Origin of the sequence: Amycolatopsis bartoniae, from assembly GCF_014191255.1 — a bacterium.
In the GTDB taxonomy this organism is placed as follows: domain Bacteria; phylum Actinomycetota; class Actinomycetes; order Mycobacteriales; family Pseudonocardiaceae; genus Amycolatopsis_E; species Amycolatopsis_E bartoniae.
Genome location: NZ_JACHWH010000013.1, coordinates 50619 through 74775 on the forward strand (window position 1 = coordinate 50619; position 24157 = coordinate 74775).

A 24157-nucleotide genomic window follows, 5' to 3' on the forward strand; every position below is an offset into this window, starting at 1 on the left:
GGTGGTGAGCAAGCGGATTCTGCTGACCGGCTGCGGATCCGGGATGGGACGGCCGCGGCGGTGGAGTTCATCGGCCGGGGACACGAAGTCATCGTGGGACCGTCGCGGCCGACCTCGCCCGGGTTCGCGAAGCCGTCGGGCCCGTCGATGTGCTGGTGAGCAACGCCGGTATCGGCCTGCTGCGCCCGGTCGAGCCGGCCGACGCCGATTCCGTCCGGCGCGCCTTCGAGGTCAATGTCCTGGCGCACTGACGATGAGCCAGGCGTTCCTGCCCGCCATACGGGAGCGGGGGAGCGGGCGCATCCTCGCGGTCTCCTCGGTCGCGGGGCGACGGGTGGGACCGACGACCGGGATCTATGCCGCGATCAAGCACGCGCTCGAGGCGGTACTGGAAGCACTCCGCTACGAGGTGCGCCTGTTCGGTGTGGACGTGGTCGTCGTGGAACCGGGCCGGGTCGACACCGAGTCCGGCAAACACCGGCTCGCGGGTTCCGTCCCCGTCGGGAAGCCCTACGAGGACCTCGTACGGCGAGCGGGGCGCTCCACCGGGGACGCGACCGCCCAGCCGGTGACCGAGGTCGCGGCCGTGATAGCGGACGCCGTCGACGCCGATACCCCACCGTTCCGGTGGGCCACCTCCGCCGAAGCGTCCGCGATGATCGATCAGCGGCGCACGCTGTCCGACGAGAAGTACGAGGAGCTGGTGATGCGGGGCCTGCGCACGACGGAGGAGGCGACCGCGTGACGCACTTTCGCCGCCTGTTCGAGCCGTTCCACGACGACCTTGTCATCCCCGCACTCCGGGAGCGGGCCCAGGTCGTCCAGGCCGAGGGGGCACGCTGCTTCGCCCGGCTCGCGCACGGCGGCGGATCACAGCACTGGCCGGTGATGGCGCCTCCGCTCGGGCCGTCGAACGTTCCCGACCCCTACGACGGGCACGTTCCGCACCAGCTCACCGACGAGCAGATCGAGGGGCTCATCGTCGCCTTCGCCCACGGACAAGGGGGAGGCAGCGTCGAGAACCGTGCCCGGTTCCTGCGCGAGATCCTCGCCGCGGCGCGCGAGCTGGTGGGCGATGAGTCCGTGAGGACGGCGGGAACATCGACGACCGCACGGACCGCGGCCGCCGCCTCGGCGTTGTAGGCGGGCTGGCGGTACCGGGGACTGACGTACGCACCGTTGAACCCGTCCGCGAGACCCGAGTAACTGCCACCGCTGACGCTGATGTAGGCCTCCTGGGAGGCCACCAGCCCGGCCACTTCCACGGCATCCTCGACGCTCAGCCCGCGCCCGTGATGAGGCGCTCGGGTCCTCGTACGCCGAGGACGAGTGGCGGGAGCGGCTGGCGACGCCGTTCGTGACCGCCCACCGTCTGTCCGATGTGGTCGCCGTCGTCGGCGCCGGATGATCTCCGAGAGCAACGGAACGGCCCTGCGCGACCTCGTTCCTTCCGATCACCCTAACAAGGCTCGAACGACTCCATGATGTGCGAAACCCGCTCCTCGATTCGCTGTCGCGAGCCAGGGTTGGTGAACACGTAGAAGCTGTTGTTCTGGATCGCGTGAAAGACCTTTTCTGCGACCACGTCAGGAGAGAGGTGCGTCGTGGGAGTCCCGATCGCCCGAGCGCCCCAGTCCGCCTGATCGCCGTCGGCGCCTGTCTGGGCCTGCTGGCTGGCCACGATGTTCGTCTCGACCGGGCCCGGACAGACCATTGTCACACTGATGGAGGACTGCCGAGCGGCGAGCTGCAGCCGCAAGGCCTCCGTCAGCGCCACAACGGCATGCTTGCTCGCGTTGTACTGCGGAACGACAGGGCTGACTGTGAAGCCTCCCATCGACGCGGTGTTCACGATGTGCGCCCTGCGGCCTGCGGCGAGCAAACGGGGTACGAATGCGCGAATCCCGTGCACAACGCCGAGGAAATTGACCGACAGGACTCGCGTCCACTCCGCGAGGGGAATCTCCCAGAGCGGATCGCCCATCGGGCCGAGAGTTCCTGCGTTGTTGCACACGACATCGACCTGACCGAACTCCGACCAGACAAAGTCGGCGAGCGAGACGACGGCGTCTTCGTCAGCCACATTGGTCACCTTGATCGTGCAACGATCCGCCCCGATCAGGTCCTGGGTCTCGCGAAGACCCTTCTCCTGGATGTCCGCGATCACGACATGCATGCCCGCCGTGGCGAACCGCTTGGCAAGACTGCGGCCGATACCACTGCCGGCACCGGTTATCACCGCGACCTTGAAGTCTGAATCGGCATACATCGTTGTTCTCCTCTGCTTCGCGGAACCGGAGTTCGTTGCGGCAAGGCGCCGCGATCGCCGTGGGGCGCGCGGCTGCAGCTCTCTTCCGTTGCTCATAATGAGGATAGCGTGATCGGTGTTCGCGATTTGATCCGGAACTCTTTCTGTTTCACTTCCCAACAATACGTCGGCGCGATCCGGACCTCGCAGTCATTCGACAGAGCAAGCAGCAACGAAATGCCTTTACCTTGTGACCCGCAGCCTCGATCCCGCCGGGACCGGGGCAGTACTGGTCGAGAACGCCGAAACACCGTTCGCAGTGCGGGCCCAGCCACGCCATCGGTCGGAACACGTGGACCTTCGAGCCGGTCTTACCGCGAGCGACCGGGCTGGGCCCGGTCATGGCCCCCAGCCTTGGTCCACTCGGCGAGCCGGCGGTGCGCGATGCTACCGTTGGTTGATCATGCCGATGCTCCTGCGAGATCCACGGGAGACTTGGTCTGAAGGCGTGATCGGTATCAGCTGATCTCGATCTCGGCCCCTGCCTGGCGGGCCCGTACGTTCGCTGGTGGCGACGATCGCCTTCCTGTCGATCTTCATGATCGCGCTGTGTGCCAATCCGTTGTGCGACGTGATCCGTGCCCCAGCCGCCGGGTCAGCAGTACTTTGTGGACACGAGCAGACCTCCACGATCGGATGATGTGGTTTCGTTCGTCGAAGCCGTCAGACGCCGATGCGCTGAGCCAGCGCTTCGCGGTGGGCGAAGGCGTCGCCGAGGAAGACCTCGGACGAGCGGGCGCGCTTGTAGTACAGGTGCGCCGGCACCTCCCAGGTGAAGCCCATGCCGCCGTGGAACTGGATGTTCTGGTGGGCGGCGGTGACGAACGCTTCGCTGCAGTACGCCTTGGCCAGCGACGCGGCGACGGGCAGTTCGTCGTTGTCCTGCGCCGCGGCGTCGAGCGCGTAGTACGCTGCCGACCTGGCCGATTCGACCTCGATCAGGACGTCGGCGGCCATGTGCTTGAGCGCCTGGAACGCGCCGATCACCTGTCCGAACTGGACCCGGGTCTTCAGGTACTCGACTGACATGTCCAGCGCGGCTTGCGCACCGCCGGTCTGCTCGGCCGCCAGTGCGACCGCGGCGAAGTCCAGCACTCGCCGGAGCACGGGGCCGCCACCGCCCTCGGCTCCGATCAGCCGCGCGGGCGTGGTGTCGAACTCGACGACGGCGAGCTTTCGCGTTTCGTCGAGCGTGATCGACGGCCGCCTGCTCACCCCGGCGGCCGCCGGGTCGACGGCGAACAACGAGATGCCGCTGGCGGTGCGGGCGGGCACGATGATGAGGTTGGCGGTGAGGCCGTCGAGCACGAAGTGCTTGGCGCCGCTGAGTGTCCAGCCGTCGGGGGTGTGGGTGGCCGGCACCGTGATGCCACTTTCGTCCCAGCGTCCGTCCTCTTCGGTCAGTGCGACGGTGGCGATCAGGCTGCCGTCGGCGATCGCGGGCAGGTACTGCTGCTTCGCTTCCTCGTCGCCTGACTCGAGCAGGGTGGTCGCCGCGAGCACGACGGTGGAGAAGAACGGCGCGCACAGCAGGGCCCGGCCCATCTCCTCGAGCACGATGCCGAGCTCTGTCCAGCCGGCCCCTTGGCCGCCGTACTGCTCGGGGATCGCCAGGCCCTGCAAGCCGACCTCGCGGGCCATCTGTGTCCACACGGCCGGGTCGTAGCCCTCGTCGGTGGCCATCAGGCGACGCACTTCGGATTCGGGCGACTTGTCGCGCAAGTAGTCCCGGACGAGCTCACGCAGTTGCTGCTGGTCTTCGGTGAACGATCCGAACACGGTGGTCCTCCTATTTTCCGTCCGGGCGGGCGGTGCCGCCCTTGCGCACGTCGCGGAACGGCACGCCCCGGTCGGGTTCGTACCCCTTGGGCAGGCCGAGGATGCGCTCGCTGATGATGTTGCGCTGGATCTGGTCGGTGCCGCCGCCGATGGAGTTGATGAACGACCACATCATCTGGTGGTCGACCTCGTAGGCGGCCTTGTCGGCGGGGTCGTACAGCATTCCGCGCGCGCCGATGAGCCGGAACTTCAGCGCCCACGATTCGTGCAGGATGCGCGACTTCGCCAGCTTGCCCAGCGAAGCCAGCGAGGATCCGCCGCCGGCTTCGATCTCCTTCTTCGCCCGGACCGCGTTCCAGTCGTTCACCAGCCGCCACGAGTGGATGCGCATGATGTCCTGCCGGACCGCTTCGTCGCCGAGCTTCCCGGCGGCGCGGGCCGCTTCGATCAGGTCCTCGGACGCGGTGAAGATCGGCGCCCGGCCGTCTTCCGCGCGCCCGCGAGCGCCGAGGTCGAAGCCCATCGTGCGGCGTTCTTCCTTCAGCGCGGTCTGCAGGACGCGCCAGCCGTCGTCCAGTTTGCCGATGAGGGTGCCGGCGGGGATGCGGACGTCGGTGAGGAAGACCTCGTTGAAGTCCGATTCGCCGGTCATCTGCTTGATGGGGCGTACCTCGATGCCGGGGAGGTCCATCGGGATGATGAAGAAGCTGATCCCGGCGTGCTTGGGCACGTCCCAGTTCGTCCGGGCGAGCAGCAGCGCGAACTGGGCCTCGTGGCCGCCGGTGGTCCAGATCTTCTGCCCGTTGACGACGAACTCGTCGCCGTCACGCTCGGCGCGGGTCTGCAACCCGGCCAGATCCGAGCCGTTGCCCGGCTCGCTGTAGAGCAGGCATCCGCGGGTCAGCTCGCCGGACAGCAATTTCGGCAGAATGTCGCGTTTGAGCTCGGCCGAGCCGAATTCGACGATCGTGTTGCCGGCGAGCGCGGTGAAGCCGCGGGTCTCGACCGCCGCCCCCGGTGCCCCGACGGCGGCGAACTCCGCGGCCACCGTCTTCGCGTCCGCGCGGGACAGCCCGCGCCCGAACGCGTCCCGCGGCCAGCTCGGGGCGGCCCAGCCGGCTTCGACCACACGGCGCCGCCAGTCGGCGTCATCGGTGCCGTGCCAGTTGTCGGCCAGCCAGGCACGCACCTCTTCGGCGAGCCCGCCGGCTGTCCGCTCCTGTTCGGTGGTCATAGCGTGGTCCTCTCGATCGCGGTGAAGTACGGAATGGTTTCGTCGCCGGCTTCGGCGAATGCGACCTGGACGCGCAGTCCGAGGAGGTCGGCGTCCGGGTCGACGCCGTCGAGGGCCGTCCACCACCACGGGCCTTCGTCGAGCTCGACGATGCCGACGGGGTGCCGGCTGGTGGTGCCGTCGGCCTGGCGCCGGTGCACGACCGACCAGCTGACGACGGTGCCGGTACCGGCGGCGGGCACGTGCTGGTAGCGATCGGGATCGATGGTGGCGTCGAACTGCGGCGCGAGTAGCGCGCCCGTCTGTGTGTCGCGCACGAGCAGGAACTGTTCCCGCGCGGTCCCGTCGAGGAAAGCCGCGGTCGCCGCGTCGCGGCGCACCGGAATTCCGAGCATGGTCTCCCCCTCAGTCGTCGGTGCCGAGGATCAGCGTCGAGTGGTAGTCGAGAACCCCGCCATTGCCCGAGACGAGCACGCGATCGTGCCGCTCGACCTGGCGGTCACCACCTTGGCCGCGGGCTTGGACGACGCCTTCGTGCACTGGCGTCATGCCCCACATGTAGAAGGCGCTCAGCTCGCCGCCGCCGGTGTTGACCTTCAGCTTGCCGCCGGGGCCGAGCATCCCCGGTTCGGACAGCGCCGGGCCGCCTTCGCCCTTGGGCACGAAGCCGTAGTCCTCCAACGTGAGCAGGGCGGTGAAGGTGTAGCAGTCGTAGACCTCGACGACGTCGATCTCGTCGAGCGTGACTCCGGCCATCTTGAGTGCCCGCGGGCCGGCCGAGGCGGCTCCGCTGACGAGGCCGAAGTCGTCGTTGCGGAGCCCGGCGTTCCCCGGGTGTGCCTGCGCCCAGCCCAGTACCCGCACCGGAGGCTGCCGCAGTGCGCGAGCGCGGTCGAGCGAGGTGACGATGACGGCGACCCCGCCGTTGCTGACGAGGCAGCAGTCGTACAGGTGGAACGGTTCCGCGATGTAGCGGCTGGCGTGGTACTCCTCCAGCGTCAGCGGGGTTCCGTAGAACTGCGCGATCGGGTTGAGCTGCGCCCACTCCCGCTGCGCCACCGCGATGTGCCCGAAGTGGTCCTGCGTCGTGCCGTACTTCTTCATGTGGCGGCGGGCCGCCAGCGCGTACATGGTGTTGGCCGAGGAGATCCCGTTCGCGGCCGTGATCCCGCGCCAGCCCGTGGGCACCGACCTGGCCGCGTAGGACTCCGACACCCGGGTCTTGTCCTTGAGCGGGTCGTCGGCCCACACGACGGCGATGGTGTCGGCCATGCCGGACTGTACGGCCATCGACGCGTACTGGATCATCTGCGCGGCCGTCGAACCGTAGCCCTGCATGTAGGTCAGCAGCTTGAGATCGGTGAGGCCGAGGTCACCTTGCAGGTGGATCCCCATCGAATCGGTGACGCCACCGGACATGAGCAGCCCGTCGACGTCGGTCAGCTCCAGCCCCGCGTCGTGGACGGCGAGGCGGACCGCCTCGGCGGCGAACTGTGGCGCGGTCCGGCCGTAGACCTTGCCTTGGGCGGTGATGCCCAGACCGGCGATCGCCGGCTCCCTGAACGACATGGTGGTCCCTCTACTTTCCCTGCCACCGCGGCGCGCGTTTTTCGGCGAAGGCCCGCATGCCCTCCTGGGCGTCGGCGCTGGTGATGACGTTCTTGCCTTCGGCTTGCGAGCGCTCCCAGTCCGGCTGCTCGGCCACGACGGCGCCGTCGGTGATGCCGCGGGCGATGCGCTTGCTCGCCTGCACCGCCACCGGGGCGTTGGCCATGATCCGGCCGGCCAGCTCGAAGGCCGCGTCCAGCAGCTGCCCGGCCGGCACCACCCGGTTGACCAAGCCCAGCTCCAAGGCTCGTCGCGCGGAGATCGGCTCACCGGTCAGGATCGCTTCCATCGCGACCTTGGCCGGGATCTGCCGGCCCAGGCGGAACGCCCCGCCGGCGCCGGCGTAGATGCCGCGCTTCACCTCGGGAAGGCCGAAGGACGCGGTGTCCACGGCGACCGCGAGGTCGCTGGCCAGCACGATCTCCGTGCCACCGCCGAGGGCGAAACCGTTGACGGCGGCGATGACCGGCTTGGAGATCGCGTGCCGCACGAACCCGGCGAAGCCCCATCGTTCGACGCGAGGATCGTCGAGGTGGATGCCGGCCGCGGCTTCCTTGAGGTCCTGCCCCGCGCAGAAAGACTTCTCGCCAGCGCCGGTGACGATCACGACCCACACGTCGGTCTGGTCTTCCGCGTAGTCCAGTGCTTCGCCGATCCCGAGGGCGACCTGCGTGTTGACGGCGTTGCGGGCGTCCGGGCGGTTGATCGTCACGAGCAGGACGTGCCCGTGCAGCTCGACCCGGACGGCGTCGCCGCCGGCGGTCGGCACGGCGGTCGCCGTCACGGGATCGGTCATGGCTTCCTCACTTCGTTGTGCTTCACGCGCTCTGCCATCCACGTTCGCACCATTCGGGCAGCGCGTAAACGATCAGCCCGCTCACGACCACGTGAGCCGTTGGGAAACGCACCGGTGTCGTGATCTGTGATGTACAGCAACACAGCTGCCGCGCCAACATCGGTTGCAGGACAGCTCATCCCGACCATTCAGATGTCCTCATGGGACACCGGGTGTCCGCATCGCGTCCACCGACAAGGAGGTTGGTCTTGACCGACAACACCCCCAGCTACGACCCGCCGCTGCTCGGGGTCCAGGTGGTCGATCTCGTGTCCGGTCCCATGCAGGCCGTCGGCCGGCACCTCCTGGACCTCGGCGCCTCCGTGCACCGAGTGCGGCTGAGCGGCGTGACCAGCGACGCCGGCTTCGGACCCGTCGTCGACGGTGTGGCGCTCGGCAGCGTGCTCGCCACCCGCGGCGCCACGGAGTCGGCGCTCACTCCGGACTCGCAGAGCTGGCAGGACCTGCTCGCGGGCGCCGACCTGCTCATCGAGAACACGGCGCCGGGAAGTGCGGCGGAAAGCAGGCTCGACGTCGAGGCGATCCGCCGGGCGCACCCGTCCCTGGTGATCCTGTCGATCAGCGACTTCGGCCGTGGCAACGCGTTCAGCACCTGGCAGGCCACCTCACCGGTCTTCCACGCACTGACCAGCGAACTGTCGCGCTCCGGCCTGCCCGGCCGGCCGCCGCTCATCCCGCCCGCCGAGCTGCCTTACGACGTCGCGGCGGCTCAGGCCGTGTTCCAGCTGCTGAGCCTCTACCTCGACCGGCTGCGCACCGGAGCCGGAAACCGGATCGACTTCTCCGTCCTCGACGGCGCGATGCAGACGCTCGATCCCGCCTACGGCATGGCCGGCAGCGCCGCGGCCGGCGTCCCGCCCAGCCAGGCGCCCCGCGGCCGGACCGACGAGCGGTACAGGTACCCCATCATCCCGTGCAAAGACGGGTTCGCCCGCATCTGCATACTGGCCAAGCGCCAGTGGCGCGGCATGTTCGAATGGCTGGGCAGGCCCGAGGAATTCGCCGACGCGAAGTACGACAACCTCATGGTCCGGTTCAGTTCGCCGACGCTGCTGCCCGCGATCGCCCGCCTCTTCGCCGACAAGACCCGTGCCGAACTCGAACAGCAAGGCCAGGAACACGGCGTTCCCACCGCCGCCGTCCTGACGCTGGACGAAGCGCTGCAAACCGAACAGATCAAGGCACGGGCGTTCCTGCGCGACGTCGAACTCGCCCCGGGCGTCACCAGGCCGGTCCCAGCCGGTGTCGTCGAGATCGACGGCGCCCGTGCGTGGGCCGACAACGTCCCCGCCGCCCCTGCACCGAGCCGCACGGTGGAGCGCACCGGCGGTCGCCCCAGCGGCCTTCCGCTCTCGGGACTGCGGATCCTCGACCTCGGGGTCATCGTGGTCGGCGGCGACACCGGCCGCCTCTTCGGCGATCTCGGCGCCGATGTCATCAAGGTCGAGAACTCCGCCTTTCCGGACGGCGCCCGCGCCGCGCAAGGCGCGACCGGAATGGCGGCCGGCTTCGCCTCCGGGCACCGCAACAAGCGCAGTATCGGAATCAACCTGCGCGATCCCGAAGGCCACCGGCTCGTGCGCGAGCTCGCCCGGTCCGCCGACATCGTCCTGACGAACTTCAAGCCGGGAGTGATCAACTCTCTCGGCCTCGACTACGCCTCGCTCCAGGACGTCAACCCCGGCCTCGTCGTCGTCGACAGCTCGGCGTTCGGCCCGACCGGCCCCTGGGCCAGGCGTCTCGGCTACGGCCCGCTCGTCCGGGCCGCCGCCGGCTGCACCGACCAGTGGGTCTACCCGGGCGAACCGGGCAGCTTCAGTGATGCCGTCACCGTCTACCCGGACCACGTCTGCGCCCGGGTCGGCGCCTTCGCCGCGCTCGCCCTGCTCATCCGGCGCCGGCGGACCGGACGCGGTGGCTCGGTCAGCGTCGCTCAGTCCGAGGTGATGCTCAGCCACTTCGCCACGAAGATCGCCGCCGGTGCACGCGCGGACCGGCCCGAGCACGACGCGCCATGGGGCCTGTTCCCCGCCGCGGGCGACGACGAATGGGTGGCGGTGACCATCCGTGGCAACGCGGACTGGAACGCACTGTGTTCGGTGATCGACCGGCCCGACCTGTCGGCCGACCCGTCGCTCGCCGACGCCGCCGGCCGGGACGCCCAACGTGACCGCGTCGACGGAGCGGTCGCGGCGTGGACCGCGCTGCACTCTCCTGCCGATGCGATGGCCGCCCTGCAGGCCGCCGGCGTCCCGGCCGGCGCGATGCTGCGTGGAATCGACCTGCCTGAGTGGGACTACTACCGCGCACGCCGGTCCTTCCGCGACGAGCCCCACCCGCTCAGCCCGGAGCCCTATGTGCTGGAAAACGTGCAGATCCACGCCGACGGAATCACCGATCCGCCACTGCGGCCCGCGCCCCTGCTCGGTGAGCAGACCTACGAGATCGCCCGGGAACTGCTGGACCTCGACACCACCCAGGTCGACGATTTCGTACGGCGGGGAGTGCTCGAAGCCAACACCGCGCGGGTCGAGCCGGCGTCGGGCGGCGTCACGGCCGACGCGGGCTGAACCGGCCTATGATCGGTGACAGTGAGTCACCGAGGACACGTGGGACGGCCAGATGGAGATCGACTTCACCCGCCTGAAGTACTTCCTGGCGGTCGCGGACGAACTGCACTTCAAGCGCGCCGCCGAGCGGCTGCACATCACGCCACCGCCGCTGAGCAAGCAGATCAAGCTGCTCGAACGCGAGCTCGGCGGCGCGCTGTTCGAACGCGACTACCACGAGGTCCGCCTGACGCCCCTCGGCGAAGCACTGGTCGAACCGGTCCGGCGGATCCTCGAACAGGTAGCCGAACTGAAGGTCACCGCCGACACCGTCATCAAGCAGGTCGCACCGCTGCGCGTCGGCGCCACCGCTTACGCCCCGTCGGACCTGGTCAACGCGTTCGAAGACGCCGTGGCGGGCCTGACTTCGACTCCGACCGTCTTCAGCATCCCCGGTTCCGCGGCCGAGGTGGCCGCCCACCTCGTCGCGGGGCACCTCGACCTGGGCTTGATCCACCTGCCGCCGACCGACGAACGCATCGACTACCGCGTCATCGCCAGGTACCGCAGCGGCATCGCGGTGCGCAGCGACGACCCGCTGGCCGAAAAGGACCTCATCGTCCTCGACGACCTGCGCGACCGGGAGGTCGCCGTCGACTTCGCCGGCGCCAACCCGTTCATCCTGGCCCAGCTGACCCGCCGGCTCACCGCCCGCGGGATCACCAAGCTCGTCCAAGCCAGCCCGACCGGAAGGGGCAGCGAGATCGAGGTCGCCGCGCAGGTCCGTTCGCGCCACCTGGTCGTGCTGATCAGCTACGCGCCGACTTCCTTCCTCGGCCGGGTGTTCTCGCCGCCGGAGTTCACGCTCATCCCGATCGACGAAGACAGCTGGGAGCCCGGCGAGCTGGCCATCGCGTGGGCACGCGAGCGACGCAGGCAGCACGTCGCTCTCGAGCCGGCCATCGAGGAGCTGGCGGCGGCCTTCCACACACCGTGACCGGCCACCTTTCCCGGGCGGCGGCGTAGCCGTTTCAGTTCGAAAATCCGCCGCCGTTCGCCGCGCCGGTGATGCGGCGGAGGCGAGCTACCTGGAAGGCGTGGAGTCGGGTGCTCAGCCTCGCGGTTCAGACCGGCTGGCGGCCCGCTTGTTCGGACCGGCACTCGAAGCCCTCGTAGTTCTTCTGCGCCACCTCGTCGATCTCCGTCTGGTAGAGGGCGTTGCCGCCGAGGTAGGGCATGAAGACTCGCGGTTTGCCGGGGATGTTCGCGCCCATGTACCACGAGTCCGTTTGCGGCCAGAGGGTCTCGTTGGCCGTGTCGGTGCAGTGCTGGGTCCAGCGAGCCTGGGCCTCCAGGTCGGCCTCGATGCGGTCGACGTGCTGCTCCTGGAGATGTTCGAGCAGTGTGGTCAGCCAGTTGACGTGCTGCTCGATGGAGTTGATGACGTTGCTGAGGACCGAGGGGCTGCCCGGGCCGGTCAGCATGAACAGGTTGGGGAAACCATGTGCGGCGATCCCGAGGTACGTCTGGGGTCCAGACGCCCATGCGTCTTGCAGCTTGCGTCCCTCGACGCCTTCGATGTTGAGGCCGAAGAGCGGACCGGTCATCGCGTCGAAGCCGGTCGCGAAGACGATGACGTCCGCCTCGATCAGCTTGCCGCTGGCCGACACGACGCCTTCCGGGGTGATGCGGTCGATGGGATCGGCGCGGATGTCCTCCAGGGTCACGTTGGGCCGGTTGAACGTCTCGTAGTACCCCGTGTCGACGATCTGGCGCTTGGTGCCGATGGGGTAGCGCGGCATGAGCTTCTCGGCCGTCTCCGGGTCCTTGACGATGGACCGGATCTTGCGCCGGACGAACTCCGCCGCTTCCTCGTTGGCCGCCGGATCGGTCATCGTGTCGAGGTAACCGAAGGGGAAGGCGCCGGCGGCGCTCTGCCAGAGCTGCTCGAAGAAGGCTTCGCGCTCCTCGGGGCTGTCGTCGAAGGTCTTCTTGGTGCCGAAGATCTCCCACAGCCGGCGGGTCTTCGCGGTGTCGCCGAGCTGCGCCGTCATCTGCTGCATGCGCTCGAGCGAGGCGTCGACGACCTCGGGGGTGAGTGGTACGTTCCAGGCCGGGATGGTGAACTGCGGGGTTCGCTGCAGGACCGTGAGGTGAGCGGCGGTCTGCGCGATCACCGGTGCGGCCTGCACCCCGGAGGACCCCGTCCCGATCTGGACGACCCGCTTGCCGCTGAAGTCGACCTCGCGCTCCCGCGGCCACCGGCCGGTGTGGAACCAGTCGCCGCGGAAGGTGTTCAGGCCGGGGATGTCGGGGACCTGCGAGTCGGACAGGCAGCCCACCGCGGAGATCAGGAAGCGGGCGCGGACCCGGTGGCCCCGGTCGGTCTCGACGACCCACTGCCGGGCCGGCTCGTCCCAGGCCGCGCGGGTGACCGCCGTGTCGAACCGGATGTCGCGGCGCAGGTCGTAGCGCTCGGCGACGTGGCGGGCGTAGTCGAGGATGGCGGGCTGGCGGGAGAACCGCTCGGGCCAGCGGTACTGGTAGTCGCTCCGCAGCTCCGGGTCGAAGGCGTAGTTGTAGACGAGGCTCTCGGCGTCGCACCGGGCGCCGGGGTAGGTGTTCCAGTACCACGTCCCGCCGACGTCGGACCCCCGCTCGAAGACCACGGTGGACAGACCGAGCTGGCGCACTCGGTGGAGCATGTACATGCCGGCGAACCCGGCTCCGACGACGATCGTGTCGTACTCGTCGGCGATCGCGCCGGTGTCCGGCGTCGAGGTCTCAGCGGAGGCCATGTCGAGTTCTCCCCCTCATTCCGCGGTGTGCCGCAGGACGAACTGCCCGATCCGGTCGACGCCCTGCTGGGCCTCGGGGTAGAGCGGGAAGAGCTGGTAGCAGTGGAACAGCCCCGGTTCGGGCTGGTACTCGACGACGCCACCGGCCGCCTTGACCTTGTCGACCAGGCGCTCGGCGTCGGAGAGCAGGACTTCGGCGGTGCCGACCTGGACCAGCAGCGGCGGCAGTCCCGACAGGTCGGCATTGAGCGGGCTGATGAGTGGATCGGCCGGGTCGTGGTCGCCGGTGTAGAGGCCGGCCCACAGTCGCAGGGTGTCCACGTCGAGGATCGGCTCCTCGTCCACCTTGCTGGTGATCGTCTTCCCGGACAGGGTCAGGTCGGTCCACGGCGACAGGGCGACCCCGGCCGCCGGCAGGGGCACGCCGCGGTCGCGCAGGGCCACCAGCGTGGCGACCGTGAGGCCGCCACCGGCCGAGTCGCCGGCGATGGTGATCCGGGCCGGGACGAATCCCTCGTCGAGGAGGAACCGGTACGCGCCGACCGCGTCGTCCACGGCGGCCGGGTGGGGAGCCTCCGGCGCCATGCGGTAGTCGAGCACCACGACCCGGGCCTTCGCCGCGCGGGCGATCCGGGCGGCCAGCTCGCGGTGGGACAGGACGCTGCCCACCACGTAGCCACCACCGTGCAGGTACAGCACCGCACGGTCGGGCTCGGACTCAGGCACCTCCACCCACAGCGCAGGCACTCCGGCCACGGTCACCGACTCGGTTTTCGCATCCGCGGGCAGAGGGGCCATCGAGGAGATCATCTGACCGGACTGCTCGCGCTGTTCCTGGTAGCTCAGCCCGGCTGTGTCGGCAGGCGGCTGGGTGCGGAACTGCTCGATGACGGCGAGCGCCTCGGGACTGGGCATCTGTACTCCTCCACGTTGAGGGTGCCGATCGCAAGCGGGGTTCCCCGGCAAGTCAAGAATTGTCAGAGCGTCAGTGTGCTGACGGAGTGTCTAAATATGACGCTAAGACGTGTCGAGGGGCGCGTCAAGGCCCTGTTCGGTCCGGATCCGAGCCTCGGCAAGCGGGCGAAACGTCGGATACCGCGACGTCGGCGGTCGCAGTCGCGTGACCGGCCGCCCTTGTTGTTGCCGGTGCACGACGGTTGGGTCGGTTACGCGAGGCGGCCGGCCGCGATGTGCCGGCTTGCCTTTTGGTCGTGAGGACCCACTGTCACCGGGCGGCGTCGCCGGCGAGGACCGCGTGCCAGTGTTCGGCGAGCTTCCTGATCGCCCGCTCCCGGTCGACTTCGAGGCCGCGGATGATCCAGAGGTACAGGAAGCGCTGGAGCTCGGCGACGAACAAGATGAGTTCGAGTTCGAGGTCGTCGTCCCACTTGAGCACGGAGCCGACCACCTCGAGCCGCTGCCAGCGCGCGATGGTGCTTTTGACGGTCTGGACGACATCCTCGCGGAACTCGGGTTCGACGGCCTCCGCCTGGTGCATCGTGCCCAACAGCTGCTTGTGCTGTTCGTAGAGTTCGACGTAAGCGCTCAGCCAGCTCTCAAGGGCATCGAAGGTCGCCTGGTCGAGCTCCTCGAACCGCTTCCACAGCTCCTCGAGGCCATCGTCGAACTCCCGCAGGCAGTCGCGGAGGATCTTCGCTTTTCCCGTGTAGTAGAGGTAGAACGTCGCTCTGCTGGTGCCGGCTCCGGCGCTGATGTCGTCGACGGTCACGTCCGCGTAGTGCTTCGACGCGAAGACCTCGGTGGCGGCGGCGACGAGACGGCTGCGGGTGAGCTCGCGCTTGGCGTCGCGCAGCGACGGCTGACCCGGCGTGTTCGTCGGCCGACTCGGCGTGCTCATGCGTACGTGCTCCTCCGCGGCCCTGCGTCGATGACTGCACCCCACAGTCTGTCAGGTGGCCTGCGTGGACGAGCGGGCGTGGCAATCCCGTCACCGGTCGCGGCGAGGTCGCGGGTGCCGCGCGTGCGCCATGACCGCGCAGGGCAACGGCGCCTGCGCCGCGGTGTACGCGGTGAAGGCGGTCCGCGGAATGCTCTGGCGCGCGCGTTCTGCGGGCCCGCACCGGTCGGTTAGGGACGGCTCGCGGGTGGTGGCGGCGTGATGTGGAGGAGCGCGTTGCTGGCGCGCTGGCCAGATCGGGAACAAGCACACCTATTGCCGGGTGAGTGCCGCACCGATGTTGTGATGTGTCCCGTGTTCACTGAATGAGGGTGGCATGAAGATCTCCGAGGCCGTAGCCGAAGTGGCGTTCGACCCAGGTGAGTGTGCCGCAGCCAGTGGGTGGAGATGCCCTGGTTGGCGCGGCGGTGGCCGACGGTCGGCGGGGTTCGGCCACGCGGCGCGCCGGGCCGGGCGATCCGCAGCAGCCGTGCTCCGTATTCCGGTGTCGGGATGAGTTCGAAGACGTGACAGGACGGAAGATGTCGCACGGCCTGTCGATCGGTTCGAGCGCGTGCTCGGGAGCCGCGACGTCGATGTGGACCAGCGGGAAGGGGTGTCACAACCCGCGGTTCGGTGATCGGTTCGTCGTGTACCGGGCTGGGAGGGCTCGACCTCGGAGTCGCCGCTGTCTCGGCGGCGGCTCGCCTGGTACTCCGAGGTGGATCCCGGAGGTGCCGTCGAGCCGGTCGAGGTGCTCACCGCCGGGCGCCCTGCCAGGACGTGGGCCGGAGGCCGACGTATCCTCCTCCGGGTGTGCGCAGCGCCGCGTTCGGGCATTCCTGACCGCTCCGAAATGGACGAGGTCCGGCTGGTCGAGTTCTTCGACGAGCTGATCGAGCGCGGCGCCGGGCCGGCGGAGATCCTGGAGGCTGCGGCCGGGTTCGCCGGCTGCACGATCGGTTTGCGCACCACCGACGGCGTCTTCGACCACGTGTGCGAGGCGGATGAACGGGGTGGCCGGCACCGCCTGTCCCGGGAGCTCAGCACCGGGGACGAGGTGTGGCTGGCGCGACCGGGAGGGACGACCCCGCTGGACGAGCTACTGCTCAGGCGGCTGTCGGTCGCGTGTGCCGTGGCCTTGCGTCACCTGCGGTCATGTTTGCCGAAGGTCGCTGACCCCGCGCTGGTCGAACTCGTCGTGGGGGACACCGCGGGAGAGCCGGAACGGGCCCGTGCTCTCGCCCTGCTGGGCTACTCGGCCGTGACGCCGTTGCGGGTGGTGGCGATCGTGGGCGAGGCCGACGACGTGCGGCAGGTGATCCGGGACCTGGGGGACGTGCACGCCACCACGCTCGGATCGGTCCACGTGGTGGTGACGGCCCAGGAGATCCCCGAGGACCTCGCCGTCCCGGTGGGCACGCGGATTTCCATCGGGCCCCGGCTGCCCGGCATGCGCGCACCGCGTTCGTGGCGGGCGGCCAGGACCTGTTTGCGCTTCGCCGTACCCAGTACCCATCGGTCCCCGCCGTACTCGAAGGAAGAAGCCGCTGTCGTCGACGCGACGAGCGTGGGCTGTTTCGCCCTGCTGGCGGAGCACCTGACGGCCGATGCCATCGCCGAGACCACGGAGGTCGAGGTACTGGACCGGCTGGCCGCCGAGCCCGGCGGGCCCGAGATGCTGCGCACCCTGGAGGCCGTGGCGGCGACCGAGTCGCTGCGCCGCGCCGCCGCCTCGCTCCACATGCACCACAATTCGGTGGGTGCGCGCGTCGCGCGGGCGGAGCAATTGCTCGGCTTCGAGATCACGCAGCCGTACGGGCGCGTGCGCATGATGTTCGCGCTGATCCTGAGGCGCCTGCGCGACTCGGATCACCCGTGACGCTCGCCGAATGGCGGGAATCGGCGGGAAACCTCGCGCCAGGTGACCGGTGACTGCGGTCACAAACGTACCCATCCTGGAACGAGCGCTGGTCAGCGGTGGCGATCGCCGTGGCGCTCCGCAGGAATGAGGACGACAGGCATGGCGCTGGACGAGGCGACGACGATGTTCCTTGCTCAGATGGCCGGAAGCGGCAGGAAACCGATCCACGAAATGGAACCCGGCGAAGCGCGTGAGTCGGGGCCGATGATGATCCAGCTCTACGGGCCCGGACCCGACATGGCACGGGTCGTGAACGAGCGGCTGAACACCACCGACGGCAACGACTTCGCGGTGCGCGTGCTCGTTCCTTCCGCGGCCCCGGCCGGTCTCGTCGTCTACTACCACGGCGGCGGCTGGGTACTCGGCGACATCGACCAGTTCGACACACTTGGGCGGCAGCTCGCCGCGCGGACGGGCTGCGCCGTGGTGCTGGTGGACTATCGCAAGGCCCCGGAACACCCGTATCCGGCCGCCGTGGAAGACGCGTGGCAGGCGCTGAACTGGGCGCACGAGCAGATGACCGGCATCGCCGGCGCGACCGTGCCGCTGATCGTCGCCGGTGACTCGGCGGGCGGCAACCTCGCGGCGGTCATGGCGCACCGGGCGCGGGACCGCTCGGGCCCGGACCTGGCCCTCCAGGTGCTGGTCTACCCCGTCACCGCGGCCGACTTCGACACGGCCTCGTATCTCGCGCCCGAGAACCAGCTGATGCTCAGCCGCGACAGCATGATCTGGTTCTGGAACCATTACGCGGCGCCCGGGCGTCGCGGTGAGACAGAGGCGAGCCCGTTGCGGGCACCCGATTTCACCGGCTTGCCGCCCGCCGTGGTGCTCGTGGCGGAGCATGATCCGTTGCGGGACGAGGGGGAGGCCTACGCCGCCGCGCTCGAAGCGGCCGGTGTCCCGGTGCGCAAGCGCCTGTTCGACGCGCAGATGCACGGCTTCTTCTCGATGGTGAACGTCTTGCCGGGGAGCGCCGCCGCGATGGACTACGTGGCGGGCGAAATCACCGCGGTGACCGGTGCCGGGGTGATGCGCTGATGGACACCACCACGACCGACTACGACGTGTGCGTCATCGGCGCCGGTTTCGCCGGGATGTACATGCTGAAGAAGCTGCGAGAACTCGGGCTCCGCACACACGTGTTCGAGCGGGGCGACGACGTGGGGGGAACCTGGTACTGGAACCGGTACCCCGGTGCCCGCTGCGACGTCGAAAGCCTGTTCTACTGCTATTCCTTCGACGACGAGCTGCAGCAGGAGTGGACCTGGTCCGAGCGTTACCCGGCGCAGCCGGAAATCCTCGCCTACTGCAGGCACGTCGCCGATCGGTACGACCTGCGCCGCGACATCTCGTTCGGCACGCCCGTCGAGTCGGTCGTCTACGACGAGGTGGCCGGGCTCTGGAACCTTCGCACCGGCGCGGGGCAGCGGGTACGCGCCCGCTGGGTGATCACCGCTGTGGGATGCCTGTCGGCTTCGCAAGTGCCGCGGTTCCCGGGACTGGACGACTTCCGCGGCCAGTGGTTCCACACGGGACAGTGGCCGCACGAGCCGGTCGACTTCGTCGGACAGCGTGTCGCGGTGATCGGTACCGGTTCCTCGGGCATCCAGGCGATCCCGGCGATCGCGCGGACGGCGCGGCAGCTCACCGTCTTTCAGCGCACGCCCAACTTCAGCGTCCCCGCGCACAACGGTCCGCTCGACCCCGGCACACAGGAGCGGGTGAAGGCGGAGTACGCGAAACTGCGGGCCGAGGCGCGGGTCTCGCCCGGCGGCACGATCGCCCACCCCACCGGGAAGAAGGCCCTCGACCTCGGTGAGGACGAGCGTCGTGCGGAGCTGGACCGCCGCTGGGCGGACGGTGGCTCCGCGTTCCTGTCGGCGTTCGCGGACACGATGGTGGACGAGGCGGCGAACCGGATCTCCGCCGACTACGTTCGCGACCAGATCCGGCGGATCGTGAAGGACCCGGCCACGGCGGAGCTGCTGTGTCCGCGGGACCATCCGATCGGCAGCAAGCGGATCTGCGTCGACACGGGGTACTACGAGACGTACAACCGCGACAACGTCCGGCTGGTCGACGTCCGGGCGAACCCTATCGAGCGGATCACCGAACACGGGGTGCGCGTCGGAGGTGTCGATCACGAGGTGGACGCCATCGTGTTCGCCACCGGGTACGACGCGATGACCGGGCCGCTGACCCGGTTGAACATCCGTGGCGTGGGCGGGCAGTCTCTCGCGGACTCCTGGTCCGAAGGCCCCCGGACGTACCTCGGGCTCGCGGTGCCGGGATTTCCCAACCTCTTCACGATCACGGGACCGGGCAGTCCCTCGGTGCTCAGCAACATGGTCGTTTCGATCGAGCAGCACGTCGAGTGGATCGCCGGCCACCTCGACCACCTGCGGCGCAACGACCTTCGCCGATCGGAGGCCGACCCGGAGGCCGCCAGGCAGTGGACGGAGCACGTCGACGAGGTGGCCAGGCACACCCTGTACCCGCAGGCCGCCTCGTGGTACATGGGCGCCAACGTGCCCGGCAAGCCACGTGTCTTCATGCCTTATGTCGGCGGTGTCGGGGCTTATCGCGAGATCTGCGATGGGGTAGCGGCCGAGGGGTACAAGGGGTTCCAGCTGTCCCGCTGAACAACGCACGGCGAACCCGGCGGAGTCCGCTCCGCCGGGTTCGCCGCATCACCGGCAGGGTGATCCGGTCACGAGTTCGTCCCCGGATCCGGTGAGCCCGGCCGGTTCGGCCAGCGGGTTCTCGCGGCCACCGGCCAGCTGCCGGGCGATCTCGGCGGCCGGTCGGAGGACGGCGCAACGGGCTGTCCCGGGTTCTCCGGGCGTCGTGCCAGGCGCTGCCGCCGAGCCGGCGGGCAATTTTGCCGGTGCGGATGCCGGCGGCGCGAACTCCGGGTGAGCACCATCGTGGTGATCCCGGTGCGCCCGGTCGACGACGTGCGGTGGGGGAATGCCGAGTGCGGTGGCGATCGGGGAGACGCGGTGGAAGAAGGCGACGTCGAGCCACCTCGGCGCCGAAGGCGCCACCGGGCCTGACCGGGGACACGGCGCGGCCCGCCCGGGTCAGGAGCGGCCTGCGGCCGAAACCTCCTCGCGGCGGGCGAGGGCGATGATCGAAGCGAGGGTCGGCAGCCAGCGGCGCCGGGCGTCGGGCGGCACCACCCAGCGGCTCCGCGCGCGGAGCACGCCGGACGCGGGAACCGGGACCCAGGCCGGACAGCCCAGGACTTCCACCCCGGACAGCATTCCCTCCCAGCCGGGCACGTAGCCGTTGGCGTCGGCCAGGAAAACCCAGCTCGGCGCGGAGTCGAGCTCCAGCACCGGTCCGGTTTCCCCGAATCCGCGGAGCACGGCCGCCAGTGGCGGACCGAGCCGGGCCGGCACCGCGGCTCCCACGATGCCGCCGCCCAGCCGCAGCCAGACCTGGTCTCCGCGTGGTTCCACGTGCCGGCCCAGGCGTGCCCGGTAGTCCGCAATGGACCAGGACGGCGCCCCGGCGGAGGCAGTGTTCGGCCGCCGCCGGGGCGCCGTCCGGTCGTCTTTCATGGCACCCGCCTTCCCGGGTCAGGATGTCCGGCGCGGCGTGAACACCAGGGGCAGCACTCTCGGCTGGACCTTGCTCTGGCCGCCGACGTACTCGATGTCCCGGCCTTCGGGCAGCCGGTAGTCCGGGATAGTCGCGTTGAACTCCTCCAGCGCCACCTTCAGCTGCAGCCGGGCCAGCGGGGCCCCGAGGCAGCGGTGGACGCCCGTGCCGAACGTGAGGTTGCTGCCGGCGTCGCGGTCGAAGTCGACCTCGCCCGGGTTCGGGAAGGCCTCCGGGTCGTGGTTGGCCCCGCCGGTGTGCACCAGGATCCGGTCGCCGGTCTTCAGCTGTACGCCCGCGATCTCGACGTCGTGCGCGACGTCCCGGACGTTGTGGTGGAAGCCGTGGACGCGGATCAGTTCCTCGGCGGCGGTGGGGATCGACGACGGATCGTCGATCAGGCGCTGCCGGTGGCCGGGGTGCTTGGCGAGGAACGCCATCGAGTAGGCGATCATCGAACCGGTGGAGTCGGTCCCGGCGAAGAACAGCAGCGAGGCGATGCTCAGGATCTCGTCGTCGGTGAGCGGGCGGCCCTCCATCTCGGCCTCGACGAGGAAGCTGATGATGTCGTCACCGGTCTGCTCGCGCCGCTGCGCGATCACCTCCGTGATGATGCTTTCGATCTTCTCGACGACCTTCCGGCGGAACTCCAGCCCGGCCTCGCGGCCCTGCGTGCGCCGGATGTGCTCGGCACCGAAGACCAGGTCGTTGGACAGCTTGTTGAACCCGGGGAAGTTCTCCTTCGGCAGGCCCAGCAGCACGCAGTAGGTCGCCGCGGGCAGCGGGAGGGCGAAGTCGCTCATGAACTCGCACTCACCCTGCGGCGCGATCTCGGCCAGCCGCTCGTGGGCGGTCTCCCGGATGATCGGCTCCAGGGCCTTCAGCCGCCTTGGCGAGAACATGGTCATCAGCACCTTGCGGTACTTGTGGTGGTCGGGCGGGTTCAGCCGGAGCGGGATGTGGGTGCGGCCCGTCCAGTTGGGGGTGATCGTGCCCCACTGCGGGAAGGACTCGTAGTCCTGCATGGCCTGCTTGATGTCGGCGTAGCGCGTGAACACCCAGAAGCCGCCCCCGAAGGGCGTGTAGAAGACGCGCTTGTCCCGGAACGCGTCCAGCGCCGCCGGGGGGAACGCCATGACCTCGGGCCCGTTCTGCGGATCGTAGTCCACGACAAGGCCGGGTGGGACGTGCGCGGGAATGGACGTGGTCTCGGACGTCGCCTGCGAAGTCGTCACTGGTGTTGCTCCCTTTCTCGGCTGTGAGTCCGCCGGACGCTGCGTTGGCGGTGCGCAGCGGCAGCACCAGTGCAGCAAGAATAAGGATACTGATACAAGAGCCGAAATTCCAGTGTTGCCCCACGGGTCATCACGCTGAGAGGGAGCCCTCTTCCCCTCCGGTAGCTATAAAGGATACTCTTTAGGAGCGAGTATTCGACATTGCGAGGTTGCCTGTGACAACGACGAAGTCCGAGTCCTTCGGCCGGATCACCGACGAGGCCATCGAGAGGTTCCGGAGCAAGCTCGACGTGCCCTACGGGCGGCCGAAGCCCCCGCACAACCTGGAGGCGCACGCCGACACCATCAGGCACTTCGCCTGGGCCTACGGCGACGACAACCCCTTGTACAACGACCCGTCCTACGGCGATGCCACGCGGTGGGGCGGCATGATCGCGCCCCCGCTCTACCTGCTCACCATGGGCGAGGACGAGGTGGGACCGCTACCCGCCGACGTGCGAGCGCGCTCCAAGGGCGCGCTGGCCGGTGTCCACCTCTTCAACTCCGGCACGGAGATCCAGTTCTACCGGCCGATCCGGCCCGGCGACCGGATCGCCGAGACGGTCCGCCTGGTCGACGTCCAGGAGAAGGTGTCACGGTTCGGTGGCGGCAAGAGCGTCATCAGCTACAACGAGCACACCTACCAGAACCGGGAGACCCGCGAGGTCTACGCGGTCCGGCTGAGCTGGTACGTCCACACCGAGCGCGAGTCCTCGCGCAAGGCCAACCGGGAAGGCACGATCCAGCCGCCGTCCTACGACGCCGAGCAGATCGAGGAGATCACGGCGAAGGTGCTGGCGGAGAAGCCCCGCGGCGCCGATCCCCGGTGGTGGGAGGACGTCGCCGTGGGCGATGTCGTCGGTCCGCTGCACAAGGGGCCGCTGACGCTCAGCGACGTCGTCTGCTTCCACATCGGCCTCGGCACGGGCGGCGACTACGGCTGGGGCCCCCTGCGCCTGGCGGCCAAGCGCCGCCAGGAGATGCCGGGCTTCTACACGCGCAATGCCTATGGTGCCTGGGACGTGGTGCAGCGGGTCCACTGGGACGAGGAGTGGGCCCGCTCCATCGGTGCCCAGCGGCCCTACGACTACGGTCAGACCCGGCAGATGTGGCTGGCCCACCTGCTGACCGACTGGATGGGGGACGACGGCTGGCTGTCGAGCCTGCGGCTGGAGCTGCGCCGGTTCAACTACATCGGTGATCTCTCCACCGTCCAGGGGACGGTCGTCGAGAAGCCGCGGCCCGGCGTAGTGCGGATCGCGCTGTCGATCGTCAACCAGGACGAGGTAGAGACCACCAAGGGGGAGGCCACGGTGTTCCTGCCGACACGCGAGCAGCCCCAGCCGGAACTGCCCGTACCGCCGGCGGTGCCCGAGAGCGTCGCGCGTGCCCAGCGCGAGCGTGGCCGCGCGGCTGACCGCAAGCGTCCGTGACCTCGGCCCCGCCGCCCGTCCAGCTGGGCATCACGCTGGGCCGGCTGAACCCGGCGGCCTGGGAAGGGGCGGCCGTCCTCGCCGACCGGCTCGGCTTCGAGTCGGTCTGGATGTCGGACCACCTCGCGATCCCGTACCGGCTCGACGGACAGCTGGCGGGTGCCCGGGCGGAGGACAAGCTCGCCCCGGGAACTCCGCTCTTCGACCCGCCGAGCTACCTGTCCTTCCTCGCCGGCCGGACCAGCCGGGTCAAGCTGGGGACGCTCGTCTACCTGCTCGGGCTTCGGCACCCGTTCGTGAGCGCGCGCGGATTCGCCACCCTCGACACGGTGTCGCGCGGCCGTGCGCTCGCCGGTGTCGGCGCGGGATGGCTGCGCAGCGAATTCGAGGTCGCGGGCATCGATCCCGCCGCCCGCGGCCGCCTGCTCGACGAGGCGATCGGCGTGGTCCGCCGGTTGTGGACCGACGAGGCCGTCGCGTCCGACGGTCCCTTCTTCCCCTTCGAGGCGGTGGGCTTCGAGCCCAAGCCGGCGCGGCCGATACCGATCCTCGTCGGCGGCGAGTCGCGCCGAGCGCTCGCGCGTGCCGCCGAGCACGGGGACGGCTGGCTGGGGATGAGCCACGATCCGGCGTCGGCCAAATCCCGGGTCGAGGAACTCCGGGAGTTGCGAGCGCGTGGCCGGCGGGCCGGCGAGCCGTTCACGATCACGGTGCTTGCCCGGGATCCCGGCCCCGGGGATCTGGACGCCTACGCCCTGGCCGGGGTCGACCGGGTGATCGTGGCGCCCTGGCGCTCGTCGCGGACCGCCGAGGAGGATCTGCGGGCCTACGCCGCGCACGTGGCTCTCGGTGCCTGATGCGGCCAAGATTCAACTAGGGATACTCTTC

The 24157-nt window shown here is 69.4% G+C and carries 19 protein-coding genes and 1 pseudogene; 9 read left to right on the forward strand and 11 right to left on the reverse strand.

The window, feature by feature from the left end:
* Window positions 1-155: 155 nt before the first annotated feature.
* Both FHX82_RS33545 and FHX82_RS33550 read left to right on the forward strand, forming a co-directional pair.
* Window positions 156-745: pseudogene (locus FHX82_RS33545) on the forward strand (SDR family NAD(P)-dependent oxidoreductase).
* Window positions 742-1143, forward strand: coding sequence for a beta/alpha barrel domain-containing protein (locus tag FHX82_RS33550; protein ID WP_145936411.1), 402 nt, complete (start codon window positions 742-744; stop codon window positions 1141-1143). Before FHX82_RS33545 ends, FHX82_RS33550 begins: the two are co-directional and overlap by 4 nt.
* A 316-nt stretch (window positions 1144-1459) precedes the next feature.
* On the opposite strand, the gene FHX82_RS33555 is transcribed toward FHX82_RS33550, so the two are convergent.
* The 6 genes from FHX82_RS33555 to FHX82_RS33580 all read right to left on the reverse strand — a co-directional run bounded on the left by FHX82_RS33555 (window position 1460) and on the right by FHX82_RS33580 (window position 7725).
* Window positions 1460-2269, reverse strand: a complete 810-nt coding sequence (locus FHX82_RS33555) for an SDR family NAD(P)-dependent oxidoreductase (RefSeq protein ID WP_183176995.1) — start codon at window positions 2267-2269, stop codon at window positions 1460-1462.
* Between the two features lie 702 nt (window positions 2270-2971).
* The gene (locus FHX82_RS33560) at window positions 2972-4087 is read right to left on the reverse strand and encodes an acyl-CoA dehydrogenase family protein (RefSeq protein ID WP_145936409.1); all 1116 of its coding nucleotides are present in this window, start codon (window positions 4085-4087) and stop codon (window positions 2972-2974) included.
* Window positions 4088-4097: 10 nt separating this feature from the next.
* On the reverse strand, window positions 4098-5321 hold the full coding sequence (locus tag FHX82_RS33565; RefSeq protein ID WP_145936408.1) for an acyl-CoA dehydrogenase family protein: 1224 nt from the start codon (window positions 5319-5321) through the stop codon (window positions 4098-4100).
* Window positions 5318-5716 (reverse strand): Zn-ribbon domain-containing OB-fold protein, encoded by a 399-nt coding sequence (locus tag FHX82_RS33570; protein ID WP_145936407.1) that lies wholly within the window; start codon window positions 5714-5716, stop codon window positions 5318-5320. Before FHX82_RS33570 ends, FHX82_RS33565 begins: the two co-directional genes overlap by 4 nt.
* 10 nt (window positions 5717-5726) lie before the next feature.
* Window positions 5727-6890, reverse strand: coding sequence for a thiolase family protein (locus FHX82_RS33575; RefSeq protein WP_145936406.1), 1164 nt, complete (start codon window positions 6888-6890; stop codon window positions 5727-5729).
* 10 nt (window positions 6891-6900) lie between these two features.
* A complete protein-coding gene (locus tag FHX82_RS33580) occupies window positions 6901-7725 on the reverse strand; it encodes a crotonase/enoyl-CoA hydratase family protein (protein ID WP_145936405.1) in 825 nt (274 codons plus the stop codon).
* Window positions 7726-7973: 248 nt separating this feature from the next.
* Between FHX82_RS33580 and FHX82_RS33585 the strand changes: the two genes are divergently transcribed.
* Window positions 7974-10355: a CaiB/BaiF CoA-transferase family protein gene (locus FHX82_RS33585; protein WP_221216895.1), complete on the forward strand. Its 2382-nt coding sequence runs from the start codon at window positions 7974-7976 to the stop codon at window positions 10353-10355.
* Window positions 10356-10407: 52 nt separating this feature from the next.
* A complete protein-coding gene (locus FHX82_RS33590) occupies window positions 10408-11331 on the forward strand; it encodes a LysR family transcriptional regulator (RefSeq protein ID WP_145936403.1) in 924 nt (307 codons plus the stop codon).
* A gap of 127 nt (window positions 11332-11458) precedes the next feature.
* On the opposite strand, the gene FHX82_RS33595 is transcribed toward FHX82_RS33590, so the two are convergent.
* The 3 genes from FHX82_RS33595 to FHX82_RS33605 all read right to left on the reverse strand — a co-directional run bounded on the left by FHX82_RS33595 (window position 11459) and on the right by FHX82_RS33605 (window position 14990).
* The gene (locus FHX82_RS33595) at window positions 11459-13132 is read right to left on the reverse strand and encodes a flavin-containing monooxygenase (protein WP_145936402.1); all 1674 of its coding nucleotides are present in this window, start codon (window positions 13130-13132) and stop codon (window positions 11459-11461) included.
* Window positions 13133-13147: 15 nt separating this feature from the next.
* Window positions 13148-14047 (reverse strand): alpha/beta hydrolase, encoded by a 900-nt coding sequence (locus tag FHX82_RS33600; RefSeq protein WP_145936401.1) that lies wholly within the window; start codon window positions 14045-14047, stop codon window positions 13148-13150.
* Window positions 14048-14357: 310 nt separating this feature from the next.
* Complete coding sequence (locus FHX82_RS33605) at window positions 14358-14990, reverse strand: TetR/AcrR family transcriptional regulator (RefSeq protein ID WP_145936400.1); 633 nt, start codon at window positions 14988-14990, stop codon at window positions 14358-14360.
* Window positions 14991-15843: 853 nt separating this feature from the next.
* Between FHX82_RS33605 and FHX82_RS37915 the strand changes: the two genes are divergently transcribed.
* The 3 genes from FHX82_RS37915 (at window position 15844) to FHX82_RS33620 (ending at window position 19598) form a co-directional block, all read left to right on the forward strand.
* Window positions 15844-16911, forward strand: coding sequence for a helix-turn-helix domain-containing protein (locus FHX82_RS37915; protein ID WP_145936399.1), 1068 nt, complete (start codon window positions 15844-15846; stop codon window positions 16909-16911).
* A gap of 141 nt (window positions 16912-17052) precedes the next feature.
* Window positions 17053-17994, forward strand: a complete 942-nt coding sequence (locus tag FHX82_RS33615) for an alpha/beta hydrolase (protein ID WP_145936398.1) — start codon at window positions 17053-17055, stop codon at window positions 17992-17994.
* Entirely contained in the window at window positions 17994-19598 is a 1605-nt protein-coding gene (locus FHX82_RS33620; protein WP_145936397.1) for a flavin-containing monooxygenase, read from the forward strand. Before FHX82_RS33615 ends, FHX82_RS33620 begins: the two co-directional genes overlap by 1 nt.
* A 441-nt stretch (window positions 19599-20039) precedes the next feature.
* Here the strand turns inward: FHX82_RS33620 and FHX82_RS33625 are convergent, their stop codons facing one another.
* On the reverse strand, window positions 20040-20522 hold the full coding sequence (locus FHX82_RS33625) for a hypothetical protein (protein WP_145936396.1): 483 nt from the start codon (window positions 20520-20522) through the stop codon (window positions 20040-20042).
* Window positions 20523-20540: 18 nt separating this feature from the next.
* Window positions 20541-21797: a cytochrome P450 gene (locus tag FHX82_RS33630; protein ID WP_145936395.1), complete on the reverse strand. Its 1257-nt coding sequence runs from the start codon at window positions 21795-21797 to the stop codon at window positions 20541-20543.
* Window positions 21798-22012: 215 nt separating this feature from the next.
* Here FHX82_RS33630 and FHX82_RS33635 point away from each other — a divergent pair, with 215 nt between their 5' ends.
* A complete protein-coding gene (locus FHX82_RS33635) occupies window positions 22013-23269 on the forward strand; it encodes an FAS1-like dehydratase domain-containing protein (RefSeq protein WP_183176996.1) in 1257 nt (418 codons plus the stop codon).
* Window positions 23266-24126 (forward strand): TIGR03619 family F420-dependent LLM class oxidoreductase, encoded by an 861-nt coding sequence (locus FHX82_RS33640; protein ID WP_145936393.1) that lies wholly within the window; start codon window positions 23266-23268, stop codon window positions 24124-24126. The genes FHX82_RS33635 and FHX82_RS33640 overlap by 4 nt, the downstream gene beginning before the upstream one ends.
* Window positions 24127-24157 lie beyond the last annotated feature (31 nt).